Source organism: Rahnella sp. R3(2024) (assembly GCF_042920125.1).
GTDB classification, from domain to species: domain Bacteria; phylum Pseudomonadota; class Gammaproteobacteria; order Enterobacterales; family Enterobacteriaceae; genus Rahnella; species Rahnella rivi.
The window spans coordinates 1,920,429-1,934,861 of sequence record NZ_JBHGBU010000001.1; the positions used below are offsets into that span (position 1 = coordinate 1,920,429).

The following is a 14,433-nucleotide window of genomic DNA, read 5'->3' on the forward strand; positions in this document are numbered from 1 at the left end:
CAACCGATATTCATCATCTACAACAATCATCACCTACAAAATGCGTAAGGGAGTCTTATGAAAAAGTTATCTATCCTTGCAGTCTGCGGCGCAGGTCTGGGCAGTAGTTTTGCCTGTGAAATGAGTATCGAAGCCGCATTAAAAGATTTAGGTGTCGAAGCCGATTTATCACATTGCGATATTTCCAGCGCCACCTCTACCCGGGCAGATATTATTATGACCGGCGAAAACTTCAGATCACAATTCCAGCATTACACCATCAAAGCCAATATTATTTATCTCAAAAGGCTGGTGGATAAAAATGAAATAAAAAGCAAACTGACACCCGTTCTTCAGGAAATGGGTCATCTGGCTATCTAATAATAAAAAATAATATCATCCAATAGAACAACTCTACATCTCTACTACAGGGGACGCTTATGTCTTTCCTTCACTTTATTGTTAATGATGTATTAGGCCAGGCATCAATATTAATATCGCTGATTGCGATGATTGGCTTGATCGCATTGAAAAAAAGTCCTGGACAAATTATTACCGGCACACTGAAAACGCTGCTGGGATTTTTAGTCCTCCTTTCCGGGGCGAGCATTATTGTTAATGCGCTGACTTTTCTGGGCGAAATATTCCAGAAAGGTTTCCATATGCGCGGCATCGTGACTGACGTCGGGTCGATTGCCGGGATCGCCCAGCAGACGCTCGGGCGTGAAACCGCCTTAATTATGGTGCTGGCGTTTATCGTCAACATCCTGATTGCCCGCCTGACCCGCTTTAAATATATCTTCCTGACCGGCCAGGCCTCCTTGTGGATGGCGACCGTCTGTTCGGTCATCGGTTATATGGGCGGCCTGCGCGGTGTGGAGCTGATCGTAACCGGTGGGGTAATCGCCGGCGTGATGGCGGTCGGTATGCCGGTACTGGCACAACCGATTGTGCGCAAAATTACCGGTTCCGATGATTTTGCGCTCGGCCATTTCTGCACCATCGGCTATATCGTGCAGGCGGGTGTGGCGAAAATCACCGGCGACGTCAGTAAGAGCACCGAAGATTTTGAGCTGCCGCAGTCCCTCTCATTCCTGCAGGACACTTATCTGTCGATGATGGTGGTGATGATCCCGATTTACCTGATCCCCGCCGTCGCCGCAGGCCCGGAAGTTGTCGCGCCTTTCGCCAATAACGTCAACTATCTGGTCTATTCCTTCCTGCAATCGGTTCAGTTTGTGGTGGGTGTCTATGTTCTGCTCTCCGGGGTACGCCTGTTGCTGGCAGAAATCGTCCCGGCTTTTCGCGGGATCGCCCTGCGCATCGTGCCGAACGCCATTCCGGCGCTCGATTGCCCGGTGCTTTTCCCTTACGCCCCTAACGCGGTGATCATCGGGTTTATCTCCACCACCATCGGGTCGGTCATCGGCATGTTCCTGTTCCCGAGCCTGGGACTCGCGATGATTTTACCGGGCATGCTGACCAACTTCTTCGCAGGCGGCACGGCGGGCATCTTTGGTAACGCCGTCGGCGGACGTCGCGGGGCGATTATCGGCGGTATCTTCCACGGCCTGTTTATCACCTTACTTCCGGCGCTGCTGCTGCCTCTGCTGGGCAAATTCGGCTTCTCGAACGTGACATTCAGCGACTCGGATGTCATCAGCGTCGGGCTGGTGTTTGGTCATATTCTCAACTTCTTCCATTAACCGCGCGGAGGTCATCTTCATGGATACACGCATTGAGCAAATTTTAGCGCAACAGCTGCCGCCGCAGGAGTCGGCCAAAGCGCTCAACGAGCTGGGAAAACAGTATCAGGAACAGCAGGAACTGGAGGCGGCGATCGCCTGCTGGGAGCAGAGCATGGCCTGTTACGGCAAGCCTGGCTTTGCGCAGGCGCAACTGATGAAGGCCTATAACGCGCGGCGGCGCGAGTGCTCAGAGGCCGGAGACGGTAAAGGGCTGGAGACGTATTCGCAGAAAATTGACGCGCTGATGCAACAAAGTAAGGATGCGATCCGATACGGATTTTGAGACAAAAAAGCCAGAACTCAGGTTCTGGCTTTTTACATTCATACGTCCGGGTACTTTACGGGTTCAGCGATTTCGTTCGCTGCGCAAAGCTCTTGCGTAATTTTTGCAGTTTCGGTGGGATCACCGCCATGCAGTAACGGTTCTGCTGCCCCGCGCCATCCCAGTAATTCTGGTGATAGCCTTCGGCCACGTACACCTCACCCAGCGGTTCAATGCTGGTCACAATCGGATCACTGTGATCGTGCTGCGCGCGCAGTATGGCGGCTTCCGCCTCGGCTTTTTGCTGCTCATTGGCCGGGAAAATCGCCGAACGGTACTGTGTGCCGACGTCGTTGCCCTGGCGATTAAGCTGGGTCGGATCGTGCGTCACAAAGTGGATATCCAGCAGATCGCCGTAGGTCAGTTTTTCCGGGTCAAATCCCACGCGGATGGCCTCCGCATGGCCGGTGGTGCCGGTGCACACCTGCTCATAGTTCGGATTCGGACGACGCCCGCCGGTGTAAACACTTTCCACCGACTCCACGCCGATGACGTCTTTGAACACCGCTTCCGTACACCAGAAACAGCCGCCACCAAAAATAGCGTATTCGATTGTCATACAGACTCCTTCACTCAGGGGGTAGAGGAAATATGGGGACGGATAAGGCTGACATAAAGGTATGGCATTAAAAAAAGGGAATGTGAAATGCTTATCGCCGGTAAATTATATTATTTTGCTTTCTCTTATTTCCCTGCAAATAGTGATGATATTCCGTCTGATTGATCTGCCTTTTTTTTCATGGCAGACTCACTGGCATTGAAATACATGGAATTCCCCCTATGAAAGACGTTATTGAAGGTTTTCTCAGATTCCAGAAAGAAGCGTTTCCGCAACGCTCTAAGTTATTCAAACAACTCGCTTTAAACCAAAATCCTAAGACCCTGTTTATATCCTGTTCTGACAGCCGTTTAGTGCCGGAATTAGTGACCCAGCGTGAACCGGGCGAACTGTTTGTTATCCGTAATGCCGGTAATATTGTGCCACCTTTCGGGCCGGAACCGGGCGGCGTATCGGCAACGGTGGAGTACGCGGTGATGGCGCTCGGCGTGAAAGATATCGTTATCTGCGGGCACTCCAACTGTGGCGCGATGAGCGCAATCGCCAACTGCACCTGTCTGGATCACATGCCCGCGGTCGCCCACTGGCTGCGTTATTCCGATGCCGCGAAAGCCATCAACGAAGCCTCTGAGCACGAATCCCCTGAAGCGCGCGTCAACGGAATGGTGCATCAGAACGTGGTTGCCCAGCTGAGTAACCTGCGCACGCACCCTTGCGTTGCGGTCGCGCTGGCGAAAGGTCAGGTTACCCTGCACGGCTGGGTTTATGATATTGAATCCGGGTGTATTGATGCATTTGATGCGAAGAGCAGCACCTTTATTTCACTTTCAGATAATCCTGAAGTCAGGGCCAGTTAATTAAAAAATCCGGCATATCGGCTTGCCGGATAATAATACGGAATCTATTCCAATAGGTTCCGTATTATAAATCAGCGGGTTAAGCATTTTTATTTTTTCCTCCGCACCTTTCAGCCGACATTATTTCCCTGCCTGAACGACACTTAAGCGCTTTCTCCTTCAATGCCACAGCGAGAATATTTCATGCCTGTTATCACGTTGAGCCGTCTGGCTGATTTGCCTGCCGCACAGTGGGATGCGCTGGTGCCTGCGCAACAGCCTTTCCTCAGCCATGCATTTTTATCTGCGCTGGAAGACAGCGGCAGCCTGGGGCCACATTCCGGCTGGCGACCTGAACATCTGCTGTGGCAGGAAAATGGCGACATCCGCGCCGCCCTTCCCGGTTACCGTAAACGTCATTCTTACGGCGAATACGTGTTCGATCAGGGCTGGGCGGATGCCTGTCAGCGTTCGGGCATCGCCTATTATCCGAAATGGCTGGGCGCGGTGCCGTTCAGCCCGGTAACGGGCGCCCGGTTGCTGGGTGATGACTCTGCGGCCTTGCGTTTATTGCAGGCGTTGCCGGAGTATCTGGTGGAAAACGGCCTGACCGGCGCGCACATCAATTTCACCGATGAACGCGCCAACCGGCTGATCGGCAGTGAAGCCGTCTGGCAGCACCGGCAGGGCTTGCAGTATCACTGGCAGAACCGCGGTTATCGTGATTTTCAGGATTACCTCGACGCCCTCACCTCGCGCAAACGTAAACAGTTCCGCAAGGAGCGCGAACAGGTGGCGGCGCAGGGTATCGAGTTTATCTGGCTGAAAGGCACCGACGTGACTGAAGCGCAGTGGGATTTTGTCTACAGCTGCTACAGCAATACTTACGCCGTGCGCGGCCAGTCGCCGTATCTGACCCGCGCTTTCTTCAGCCTGCTGGCGGAAAGAATGCCGGAGGCGATCCGTCTTGTTGTCGCGCAGCAAAACGGGCGTGACGTGGCGATGGCCTTCAGCCTGATCAGCGGCGATACCTTTTATGGCCGCTACTGGGGCTGCGTGGCAGAGTTTGACCGGTTGCACTTCGAAACCTGTTTTTATCAGGGTATGGAATACGCGATTGCCAGCGGGCTGGCGCGCTTTGACGCGGGCGCACAGGGCGAACACAAACTGCTGCGCGGCTTTGAACCGGTCATCACCGACTCGTGGCACTATTTACGGCATCCGGGTTTACGCGATGCCGTGGAAGATTTTTTAGTGGAAGAACGTGCCGGCGTGCAGCGCTGGGCCGATGAAGCCCGTGAGGTGCTGCCGTACCGGCACGCATAGAGCCTTAATCCATCCCGACAAATCCGCCGGTCTGATGTTGCCACAAGCGCGCGTACAGGCCGCCGTACGCCAGCAGTTCGGCGTGATTGCCCACCTCGACAATCTGCCCTTTTTCCAGCACCACCAGACGGTCCATTTTGGCGATGGTCGATAAGCGGTGGGCGATGGCAATCACCGTTTTACCGCCCATCAGCGTCTCGAGACTTTCCTGAATTGCCGCTTCTACTTCTGAATCCAGCGCCGATGTCGCTTCATCCATGATCAGGATCGGTGCGTTTTTCAGTAATACGCGGGCGATAGCAATACGCTGACGCTGACCGCCGGAGAGTTTCACGCCACGTTCACCGACATGCGCGTCCAGCCCGGTTCTGCCCTGCGAATCATACAGTTGCGGTATAAATTCATCGGCACGCGCCTGACGGATCGCCAGCTGCAACTCCTCATCGGTGGCACCCGGCCTGCCGTAAAGCAGGTTATCGCGGATTGAACGGTGCAGCAGCGAGGTGTCCTGCGTAATCATGCCGATTTGCGCGCGCAGGCTCTGCTGCGTGACCCCGGCAATGTCCTGCTGATCAATCAGAATGCGCCCGCCGTCGATGTCGTAGAGCCGCAACAGCAGGTTCACCAGCGTGGATTTCCCCGCGCCGGAAGGGCCGATAAGACCGATCTTCTCACCGGGGCGGATCGCCAGATCCAGATTCTGGATCACCCGTGCGCCTTTGCCATAGTTGAAATCGATGTGATCAAAGTGGATCGCCCCCTGATCCACCCTCAGCCCTTTCGCCTGTGGTTTATCGGTCACGGTCAGCGGCTGCGCGATTGTGTGCAGACCGTCCTGAACCGTACCAATGTTCTCGAAAATCCCGTTCACCACCCACATGATCCAACCAGACATATTCACGATACGTATTACCAGACCGGTCGCCAGCGCAATCGCCCCGACGCTTATCAGCGACTGCGTCCATAACCACAAGGCCAGCCCGGTGCTGCTGACAATCAGCAGACCGTTCAGCGTGGTAATGGCGAACGCCATACCGGTTAACAGCCGCCCGGCGAGCTGCGTTTTATACGTCTGTTCGGTGATGGCCTCACGCGCATATTGCTGCTCAAGATCGGTGTGTGCGAACAGCTTCAGCGTCGAGATATTGGTGTAGCCGTCAACGATACAGCCCATCAGCTTCGAGCGCGCTTCAGAAGACTCGACCGAGCGCTGCTTCACCCGAGGCACAAAGAACCACAGGCAAATCGCGTAACAGAATATCCAGATAATCAGCGGGATCATCAGCCGCCAGTCGGCTTCGGCAAACAAAAACAGTGCGCTGGCGGCGTAGATCACCACGTGCCAGATGGCATCCACCATCTGGACTGCGGAATCGCGCAGCGAGCTGCCGGTCTGCATGATGCGCTGGGCGATGCGCCCGGCGAAATCACTCTGAAAAAAGTTCAGGCTCTGCCTGAGCACATATTTATGGTTTTGCCAGCGGATCATGCTGGTCATACCGGGCGTCAGCGTCTGATGTACCAGCAAATCATTCAGACCGAAAAACACCGGCCGCAGGATCATCGCCACCGCCGCCATCCACAGGAGTTCCCCCATGTGCTCGGAGAAAAAACTGCCCGGCGGCGTGTCTTTGGTGAGATCGATAATCTGGCTGAGGTAGCTGAACAGCGACACTTCAATCAACGACGCTACCAGCCCGACCACCAGCAATACCGCAAAACTCGGCCAGACCTGGCGCAGATAATAGAGATAGAAAGGAAAGACTTTGTCAGGCGGCTCCCCGCCCGGCGCCTCACGGAAGATGTCGATCATTCGCTCAAAACGGCGAAACAGCATGGTGATCCCCTTTTACTTGTCCCTAAAAAATACCGGCGCTGATGTCTCCAGCGCCGTAAAGGGGAAAGCTTAGTGTAAATCACATAAAATGCCGTCGGTTATTTCTTCAGCACCACATCTTTCTGCAACAGCGACAGGACAAACGCCAGCACCATGACCCCGGCGGAAATCTGGTACACCGAGTGCAGCGCGGTGGCGAATGCCTGCAAATAATCATCGCGAATGGTTGCCGGTAATTGCTGTACCGCCTGCGCGCTGAGTGAGCGGGGGATCGGGGTGCCTTCCGGGATCAGTTTTTCCAGTTGCGAACGCAGACCTTGTGTGAAAAGTGCGCCGAAGGCCGCCACGCCGATGGAACCGCCGATCGAGCGGAATAACGTCACGCTGGATGTCGCCACGCCCAGCTGTTTCATCGATACCGAGTTCTGCACCGCCAGCACCAGAACCTGCATCACCATACCCAGTCCGAAACCGAGGACGCCGATATAAAGATAAAGCTGGGGTAACGTTGTGCTGAGCGTGAGATTGCCCAGCATCAGCATGCCGATAAAACTGAGTAACGTGCCGAAAATCGGGAACAGCCGATAGCGGCCAATGCGGCTGATAATCCGGCCACTGACAATCGAACTGACCAGCAGCGCCCCCATCAGCGGCAGCAGTTGCATCCCGGCGGCGGAAGGTGATGAGCCTTTGACCACCTGCAAATAGAGCGGCAGGAAGGTCACCGAGCCCATCAGCGACATGCCGATAATAAAGCTGATGGCGCAGCTCAGCAGGAAAGTGCGGTCGCGGAACAGGCCGAGCGGGATGATCGGCTCCGCCGCCAGCGTCTCTTCATAAATGAAGCCGCCGAGTGTCACCACGCCGAACGCCAGAATGCACCACAGCTGCGGATCAGACCACTGATACACCGTGCCGCCTTCGCTGGTAAACAAGATGATGCTGGTCAGCGCCGCCGCCAGATACGCCGCGCCGAGAAAGTCGATTTCATGGCGAATACGCGCAGTCTGCGATTTCAGCGCCACGCCGATCACCAGCAGCGCAAAAATACCCAGCGGCAGGTTGATGTAGAAAATCCAGCGCCATGACATGTGCTCGACGAGAAAACCGCCGATCAGCGGACCAATGACGGTCGCCAGCCCAAACACGCCGCCGAACAAGCCCTGATATTTACCGCGTTCCGCCGGCGGAATAACATCCCCGACCGCGGCCATAGTGACCACCATCAGCCCGCCGCCGCCCAGCCCCTGCAGGGCACGCATCAGGATCAGCTGAGTCATGTTCTGCGCCAGCCCGCAAAGTACCGAGCCGAGCAGGAACACCACTATCGCGGTTTGCAGCACGATTTTTCTTCCCAGCAAATCACCGAATTTGCCGTACAACGGCACCACGATCGTTGACGCCAGCAGATAGGAGGTGACCACCCAGGAAAGCTGATCCAGCCCGCCCAGTTCACCGACGATAGTCGGCAGCGCCGTCGAGACAATGGTCTGGTCAAGCGCGGCCAGCAGCATCACCAGTAACAGCGCGGAGAACAGAAGCTTGATCGAAGGCCTGGCTTCTTTCACTTCGCTCTGCGCCGAATTTATAGTTGTCATGAATGCTATCCTGACTTGTAATTAATTAACTGTATAATTAATATTGACGCATCACCTTCATCCGGTCAATGGATCACCCCGCTCATGACAGACAGAAAAATCTCAGAAAAGGCGACGACAGCACAAAAGGTTCAGGAGGAAGGCACCGCGTCCGCACGCCGTCCGGGTCGCCCGAGCGGGGTCAAAAAAGGCGCGGATAAGCGCGAACTGCTGCTGGATGCCGCCCTGAAACTCTTTGCCCAGTCAGGTATCGCCGAAACGCCTCTCAGCATGATCGCCAAAGAAGCGGGCGTCACCACCGCCATGCTGCATTACTACTTCAATACCCGCGAACAACTGCTGGATGTACTCATCGACGAACGTTTTCAGCCAGTACGCGCGGGGTTTAGCGATATTTTTGATGTCCACGCCGACGATCCGCTGATGGCAATCACCGCGATGGCACAATGCATGATCGACGCGGCGGTGAAATATCCCTGGGTCGCGCCGCTGTGGGTGCGGGAAGTGATCAGTGAAAGCGGGATGTTGAAAAAACGCATGGAAGAACGCAATGGCGACAAAAACCGCAAAGTGGTGCAGGAATGCATCACCCGCTGGCAGAGCGAAGGCCGCCTGAACCCCGATCTCGATCCGGCGCTGTTGTTCATCTCCCTGTTCGGCCTGACCCTGTTTCCCCTCGCCTCCATGAAAATGCGCCAGGGCACCGCTTCCCCCATTTCCCCCGAAGCGCTGCGAAAACACGTCGCCGTCCTGCTCTTCCACGGCGTTGCGCCGCAGAAGCCGTAACACAATCTTGCGAAGGCGCGGGGATAGCCGCGCAACTCACTTTATTCCCCGCTTTTTGTATCGAAAAATACTGCGCAGACTCGACTATTATCATTGGTCATCCACGATGTTTTTGAAAGGAATGCCTTGAGAATGAAGGGAATGCCGCCGCTGATCCTCGCGCTGCTCGCCAGTTCGTTAGTGCTTACTATCGGACGAGGTGTGACGCTGCCGTTCATCACGATTTATCTGACCGAGCACTACCATCTGCTGCCGAAAAGTGTCGGGATTATTCTCGGGGCCAGTCTGGCGATCGGCATTCTCAGTGGTCTGTACGCCGGTTATCTGGTGGATAAATTCAATCACCGGACGTTGATTGTTGTCTCGATCAGCGCTTTTGGATTGAGCTTTTTACTGCTGCCGGTACTGCCCGGCGTCACTGGTGTTCTGGTGGTGCTGGCGTTGCTCAATGCCTCCTACGCGCTGCTGAGTATTACGCTCAAGGCCTGTATCGCCAGCTGGTTGCCGGTGGCGAAACGGGTTAAAGCTTTCTCAATGAACTACACGCTGGTGAACGTCGGCTGGGCGGTCGGATCATCACTTGGCGTCTGGTTAGCCGGGTTCAGCCCGAAGCTGCCGTTCGTGATTTCCGGTGTGCTGGCGCTCGGCACGGTGATTTCCCTCGGCTGGGGATTACGTCATATCCCGCACAGGCCGCCTCAGGCAGAAGAGGAACACAAACCCCTGCCGAAACCGAATCTGCGCCAGACGCTGGGCATTCTCGCGCGCGACCGCCGTCTGATTTATTTCACCCTGGGCAGCACGCTCGGCTCGGTGGTTTTCGGACAGTTTGCCGGTTATCTGTCGCAGTATCTGATACTGGTGTCGAATGCCGCCTTTGCTTACAAGATCATCGGCGCGGTAATGATCACGAATGCGGTGATTGTCATCGCTTTCCAGTATGTCTTAAGCAGCCGCATGAGACAGGACACCCTGCTGAGGTGGCTGCTGCTCGGCACGGTATTTTTCATCGTCGGGTTGATCGGTTTTATGGTTGCGGGGGAATCGGTACTGCTGTGGATCATCGCCATGGCCATCTTCAGCTTTGGTGAACTTATCGTCATTCCGGTGGAATACATGTTTATCGACTTTATCGCGCCGGAAAACATGAAAGGCAGCTATTACGGCATGCAGAATCTGAGCAATCTGGGTGGCGCGATAAACCCGGTGATGTGCGGTTTTCTGCTCAGTTACGCCGCCCCGTCAGTGATGTTTATCGCGCTGATCGCCGCCTCTGCGGGCGGGCTGGTATTCTTCTGGATGGGGCACCGGCTGGCGGCTAATACAGCGCGCGCGCCTGCTGCGTAAGGCTTTCCATCAGCCCGATATAAGGGTGCGGGCCGTAGCTTAACCGGCTGATCCCCGCCGCAATGAGATCGGCCAGCGGCGGCGTCAGGCTGCTGGCCATAATATTCACCGGCAGCGCGGAAACCTCACAGAGTTCAGCAATCAGGCCCGGATCGCTCAGACCGGGGGCAAAAAAACCACTGGCACCGGCGTCCTGATAAGCGGCCAGCCGTTTTTTAGCTTCCGCCATCAGCGCCGGATGCTGCGAGGCATCCGGTTGCTGCAAAAAGACATCGGTACGGGCATTGATAAATAAAGCGATTCCCTGCGTTTCAGCCACCTGACGAAGCGAGGTCAGAATCTCGCATTGCTCACGGACTCCGTTCAGCGCAGATGATCCCATTTGCTGATCTTCAACATTAATCCCCACCACGCCTGCCTGCAAAAGGGCGCTCAGATTATCGCAACGATCAGCGCCATAACCGGTTTCGAAATCCACCGTCAGCGGCAAACTTATCACCGAAGCGATGCGCTGCACCGTCTGCAACAGGCTGGCAAAAGGCATGGCCTCACCATCCTGATAACCCTGCGCCGCCGCGCATGACCAGCTGCCGGTCGCGATGGCCTTTGCCCCCGCCTGCTCCACGGCCAGCGCGCTACCCGCATCCCAGATGTTGTATAAAATGACCGGATTGTGTTTCTGATGAAGCGCTGAAAATGCCAGTGCCTGACGTTGCTGATTCATACCTTTCTCCTCGTTTAGCGGCTCAGCGCCATTCTTCGTTCGTGTTCAATCAGCCAGCGCTTGCGCCATAATCCGCCGCCGTAACCGGTCAGCGAACCATCGGCACCGATGACGCGATGGCAAGGGATCAGAATGGAAATCTGGTTAGCGCCATTTGCCCTGGCGACGGCGCGGGAAGCGGTTGCCTGCCCGATATCGGCCGCCAGCGCAGAGTAGCTGCGTACTTCACCCGCCGGAATAGCTCTGAGCGCATCCCAGACCTTTCGGGTGAACAACGAACCGAATTCTGCCAGCGGCGTGAGGAATAAACGCTTCCCGCCCGCGAAATACGCCACCAGTTCCTGTTCGAGCTGATCTATGACCGGGTTGCGGCCAAAAATAATTTCAGATGACGTCAGCTGTTTCAGCCGCTCAATTTCGTTGGGCAACGCCGGACGGTCAATAAACTCCAGCAGATACAGCGCGTCGCGGCTGGCGATCGCCAGCATGGAACCGATCGGCGTATCCAGCCAGTCAGCTTTCAGAAACTGATGCTTTCTGGCCTGGCTGGGATTCAGCCCGATTTGCCGGGTGATTGCCGCGCGAAATCCGCTGCCGGATCCAAAACTGGCATCCAGTTGCGCTTCAATCACCGGCTCTCCGCCGGTCAGGGCATCGACGCCTTTACCGACTCTGCGCAGGCGCGCCATTTCCAGAAACGTGATCCCGAACTGCCGTTTAAAAGCCCGGCGGACAGTGGAAGGGTCAACATTCATTGCCTGCACATCGCCTTCACTCCACTTTCTGTCCGGCTCATTTTCCAGCGCTGCCAGTAACTTCAGCACCAGCGGGTCTTTCTCTCCGCCCTGCATGAGCGGACGGCAGCGTTTACACGGGCGGTATCCTGCTTCCATCGCACTGACCATCGACGGATAAAACACCGAGTTCTCGCGTTTGGGCTTGCGCGCCGGGCAGGTCAGCCGGCAAAAAATCCCGGTACTTTTCACACCGACAAAGGCAAAGCCGTCGTAAGCCGGGTCGCGGGCAATCAGCGCAGCATAAAGAACATCATCGTCAGGCAAATCGAAAAGCATGATTTCACTCGCAGACCGGGAACATAGGAAAAGCATAGGGGAATTCGAACGGGGGAAGCGACGTTTTTCGGGCGTTGATTTAACTCTTTCCGGCGAGGTCATCCGTGCCCGGCGCGATACCGGGCACGGCCATTTTTACTCCTCCAGCCCGCGATTTTTCAGCATCGGCTCGATCGACGGCGCCTTACCGCGCCAGGTTTCGTAGAGCTTTTCGAGATCTTCGCTGTTACCGCGTGAGAGGATCTGGTCACGGAATTTCTGACCATTCTCCCGCGTCAGCCCGCCCTGTTCGGTGATACCCGCAAAGGCATCGTCGGCCAGCATTTCTGTCCACAAGTAGGCGTAATATCCGGCCGCATAGCCGTTACCCCAGATGTGCTGGAAATAGCTGGAACGGTAGCGCGGCGGTACATACGCCAGGTTCACTTTGTCCTTCGCCAGTGAATCCGCCTCGAACTTATCGACATCCTGCTGGGGTGCGTCGGCGCTCAGGCTGTGCCAGTGCATATCCAGCAGCGCAGCGGCCAGAAGCTCAGTCATGTCATAACCTTTGTTGAACTTACTGGCCTTCTCGATTTTGTCCTGCAACGCCTGCGGCATCACTTCGCCAGTCTGATAATGTTTCGCGAAGTGAGTAAACACTTTCGGGTCGCTCGCCCAGTGCTCGTTAAACTGAGAAGGGAATTCGACAAAATCACGCGGCGTCGCGGTACCGGAAAGGCTCGGGTATTCCTGACTGGCAAACAGACCGTGCAGCGTATGACCAAACTCGTGGAACATAGTGATCACGTCGTCCCACGACAGCAGCGCCGGTTGCCCCGCGACGGGTTTCTGGAAGTTGGCGACGTTGTAAATCACCGGCTTAGTGCCCAGCAGTTTCGACTGATCGACGTAGTTGCTCATCCACGCGCCGCCGCCTTTATTATCGCGCTGATAATAATCGGCATAGAACAGCGCCATCGATTTACCGTCTTTATCGAACACCTCAAAAACCCGCACGTCCGGGTTATACACCGGCAGGTCTTTGCGTTCTTTAAACGTGATGCCGTACAACAGGTTAGCGGCATAAAACACGCCGTTTTCCAGCACATTGTTCAGCTCGAAATAGGGTTTGATTTGCGCGTCATCCAGATCATATTTCTCTTTGCGCACCTGCTGCGCGTAATGCTGCCAGTCCCAGGCGGCCACCTGGAAGCCGCCCTTCTGTTTATCGATTTCCGTCTGAATATCCTGCGCCTCACGCTGTGCGCGGGCGGTGGCTGCCGGCACAATTTTGTGCATGAAATCCAGCGCAGCCTGTGGCGTTTTCGCCATCTGATCTTCCAGCTTCCACGCCGCATAGCTTGGGAAGCCCAGCACCTGAGCCTGCTCAGCACGAACTTTTGCAAGCCTGGCAATCAGCTCGCGGGTGTCGTTGGCATCGCCTTTTTCAGCGCGATTGATGGAAGCTTCATACAGCGCCTTGCGGGTATCCCGGTCATCGAGCGACTGCAACAACGGCTGCTGCGTCGTATTTTGCAGCACCAGCAGCCAGGCGTTATCCAGCTTACGGTCTTTGGCGGCCTGCGCGGCAGCGGATAATTCGGCATCGCTCAGCCCGGAAAGCTGCGCTTTGTCTTTCACCGTCAGCCCGCCCGCTTTGGTCGCGGCCAGCAACTTGTTGGTGAACTGGGTGCTGAGCGTCGCCGCCTGCTGATTCAGCGCCTTGAGTTTGTCTTTATCCGCATCAGAAAGATTGGCACCGGCCAGCTCAAAATCTTTAAATGTCACCTCGATCAGACGCTGCGATTCCGGCGAAATCTTCAGGCTGCTGCGCTGGTCATACACCGCTTTCAGGCGCGCAAACAGTTTGCTGTTGAGATGAATGCTGTCATCCATCGCGGCCAGTTTTGGCGATGTGTCTTCGTCAATTTTTTGCAGCGTATCGTTGGTGTTCGCGCCGGTCATCGCGCCAAAAACGTTTTGCACGCGCTGGAGCATGACGCCGGATTTTTCCAGCGCCACATAGGTATTTTCAAAAGTAGGCGGTGCGCTGTCGCTGGCAATTTTATCGACTTCAGCGAGTTTCTGGCGGATGCCTTCGAGGATCGCCGGTTCGTAATCACTGTCTTTATAGAGATTGAATTGCGGTGCCTGATATTCCAGCGGGCTGGGGGTTAAAAACGGATTATCGGCATTGATAGCATGATTCATGACGTGCTCCTGCGTGGCGGGCTGCGCAGTTTGCGCAGCGCCTGCAAACTGGCTGAGAGCCAGACCGGTTGCCATAAAGAGGATGGACAGACGCATTTTCAGTCT

The 14,433-nt window shown here is 55.6% G+C and carries 13 protein-coding genes; 7 read left to right on the top strand and 6 right to left on the bottom strand.

What is annotated here, in order from left to right; all coding sequences use genetic code 11:
• The first annotated feature begins 57 nt into the window (after positions 1-57).
• Genes ABSH60_RS08750 through ABSH60_RS08760 form a run of 3 tightly spaced genes read left to right on the top strand, consistent with a single transcriptional unit; the run spans position 58 to position 2,010 of the window.
• The gene (locus tag ABSH60_RS08750; protein ID WP_056775602.1) at positions 58-360 is read left to right on the top strand and encodes a PTS sugar transporter subunit IIB; all 303 of its coding nucleotides are present in this window, start codon (positions 58-60) and stop codon (positions 358-360) included.
• Positions 361-419: 59 nt separating this feature from the next.
• Entirely contained in the window at positions 420-1,685 is a 1,266-nt protein-coding gene (locus tag ABSH60_RS08755; RefSeq protein WP_056775606.1) for a PTS sugar transporter subunit IIC, read from the top strand.
• A 19-nt stretch (positions 1,686-1,704) separates the two neighbouring features.
• Entirely contained in the window at positions 1,705-2,010 is a 306-nt protein-coding gene (locus ABSH60_RS08760; RefSeq protein ID WP_122097246.1) for a hypothetical protein, read from the top strand.
• A 55-nt stretch (positions 2,011-2,065) separates the two neighbouring features.
• Here the strand turns inward: ABSH60_RS08760 and msrA are convergent, their stop codons facing one another.
• Positions 2,066-2,608: a peptide-methionine (S)-S-oxide reductase MsrA gene (gene msrA / locus ABSH60_RS08765; RefSeq protein ID WP_112288068.1), complete on the bottom strand. Its 543-nt coding sequence runs from the start codon at positions 2,606-2,608 to the stop codon at positions 2,066-2,068.
• A 221-nt stretch (positions 2,609-2,829) separates the two neighbouring features.
• Between msrA and ABSH60_RS08770 the strand changes: the two genes are divergently transcribed.
• Together ABSH60_RS08770 and ABSH60_RS08775 are read left to right on the top strand one after the other, a co-directional pair.
• A complete protein-coding gene (locus tag ABSH60_RS08770) occupies positions 2,830-3,465 on the top strand; it encodes a carbonic anhydrase (RefSeq protein WP_056775618.1) in 636 nt (211 codons plus the stop codon).
• Positions 3,466-3,648: 183 nt separating this feature from the next.
• Positions 3,649-4,770 carry a GNAT family N-acetyltransferase gene (locus ABSH60_RS08775; protein ID WP_056775622.1) on the top strand — a complete coding sequence of 374 codons (1,122 nt, stop codon included), beginning with the start codon at positions 3,649-3,651 and terminating at the stop codon, positions 4,768-4,770.
• A gap of 4 nt (positions 4,771-4,774) precedes the next feature.
• Here ABSH60_RS08775 and ABSH60_RS08780 read toward each other — a convergent pair whose 3' ends face one another.
• Positions 4,775-6,607: an ATP-binding cassette domain-containing protein gene (locus ABSH60_RS08780; protein ID WP_390973589.1), complete on the bottom strand. Its 1,833-nt coding sequence runs from the start codon at positions 6,605-6,607 to the stop codon at positions 4,775-4,777.
• A gap of 98 nt (positions 6,608-6,705) precedes the next feature.
• Positions 6,706-8,205, bottom strand: coding sequence for an MDR family MFS transporter (locus tag ABSH60_RS08785; RefSeq protein WP_122097242.1), 1,500 nt, complete (start codon positions 8,203-8,205; stop codon positions 6,706-6,708).
• An 84-nt stretch (positions 8,206-8,289) separates the two neighbouring features.
• Between ABSH60_RS08785 and ABSH60_RS08790 the strand changes: the two genes are divergently transcribed.
• Both ABSH60_RS08790 and ABSH60_RS08795 read left to right on the top strand, forming a co-directional pair.
• Positions 8,290-8,991 (top strand): TetR/AcrR family transcriptional regulator, encoded by a 702-nt coding sequence (locus tag ABSH60_RS08790; protein WP_056775633.1) that lies wholly within the window; start codon positions 8,290-8,292, stop codon positions 8,989-8,991.
• 132 nt (positions 8,992-9,123) lie between these two features.
• A complete protein-coding gene (locus ABSH60_RS08795; RefSeq protein WP_390973591.1) occupies positions 9,124-10,338 on the top strand; it encodes an MFS transporter in 1,215 nt (404 codons plus the stop codon).
• Here the strand turns inward: ABSH60_RS08795 and ABSH60_RS08800 are convergent.
• The 3 genes from ABSH60_RS08800 to dcp form a co-directional block, all read right to left on the bottom strand.
• Complete coding sequence (locus ABSH60_RS08800) at positions 10,310-11,062, bottom strand: isocitrate lyase/phosphoenolpyruvate mutase family protein (RefSeq protein ID WP_390973593.1); 753 nt, start codon at positions 11,060-11,062, stop codon at positions 10,310-10,312. The two genes, ABSH60_RS08795 and ABSH60_RS08800, sit on opposite strands and share 29 nt — an antisense overlap.
• A gap of 14 nt (positions 11,063-11,076) precedes the next feature.
• Positions 11,077-12,135 carry a methylated-DNA--[protein]-cysteine S-methyltransferase gene (locus tag ABSH60_RS08805; RefSeq protein ID WP_390973595.1) on the bottom strand — a complete coding sequence of 353 codons (1,059 nt, stop codon included), beginning with the start codon at positions 12,133-12,135 and terminating at the stop codon, positions 11,077-11,079.
• A 135-nt stretch (positions 12,136-12,270) separates the two neighbouring features.
• Positions 12,271-14,424, bottom strand: coding sequence for a peptidyl-dipeptidase Dcp (gene dcp, locus ABSH60_RS08810; RefSeq protein ID WP_390973597.1), 2,154 nt, complete (start codon positions 14,422-14,424; stop codon positions 12,271-12,273).
• Positions 14,425-14,433 lie beyond the last annotated feature (9 nt).

Coding starts and splice junctions, on each gene's coding strand:
- ABSH60_RS08750 (WP_056775602.1), top strand. CDS start 58: ATGAAAAAGTTATCTATCCTTGCAGTCTGCGGCGCAGGTCTGGGCAGT.
- ABSH60_RS08755 (WP_056775606.1), top strand. CDS start 420: ATGTCTTTCCTTCACTTTATTGTTAATGATGTATTAGGCCAGGCATCA.
- ABSH60_RS08760 (WP_122097246.1), top strand. CDS start 1,705: ATGGATACACGCATTGAGCAAATTTTAGCGCAACAGCTGCCGCCGCAG.
- msrA (WP_112288068.1), bottom strand. CDS start 2,608: ATGACAATCGAATACGCTATTTTTGGTGGCGGCTGTTTCTGGTGTACG.
- ABSH60_RS08770 (WP_056775618.1), top strand. CDS start 2,830: ATGAAAGACGTTATTGAAGGTTTTCTCAGATTCCAGAAAGAAGCGTTT.
- ABSH60_RS08775 (WP_056775622.1), top strand. CDS start 3,649: ATGCCTGTTATCACGTTGAGCCGTCTGGCTGATTTGCCTGCCGCACAG.
- ABSH60_RS08780 (WP_390973589.1), bottom strand. CDS start 6,607: ATGCTGTTTCGCCGTTTTGAGCGAATGATCGACATCTTCCGTGAGGCG.
- ABSH60_RS08785 (WP_122097242.1), bottom strand. CDS start 8,205: ATGACAACTATAAATTCGGCGCAGAGCGAAGTGAAAGAAGCCAGGCCT.
- ABSH60_RS08790 (WP_056775633.1), top strand. CDS start 8,290: ATGACAGACAGAAAAATCTCAGAAAAGGCGACGACAGCACAAAAGGTT.
- ABSH60_RS08795 (WP_390973591.1), top strand. CDS start 9,124: ATGAAGGGAATGCCGCCGCTGATCCTCGCGCTGCTCGCCAGTTCGTTA.
- ABSH60_RS08800 (WP_390973593.1), bottom strand. CDS start 11,062: ATGAATCAGCAACGTCAGGCACTGGCATTTTCAGCGCTTCATCAGAAA.
- ABSH60_RS08805 (WP_390973595.1), bottom strand. CDS start 12,135: ATGCTTTTCGATTTGCCTGACGATGATGTTCTTTATGCTGCGCTGATT.
- dcp (WP_390973597.1), bottom strand. CDS start 14,424: ATGCGTCTGTCCATCCTCTTTATGGCAACCGGTCTGGCTCTCAGCCAG.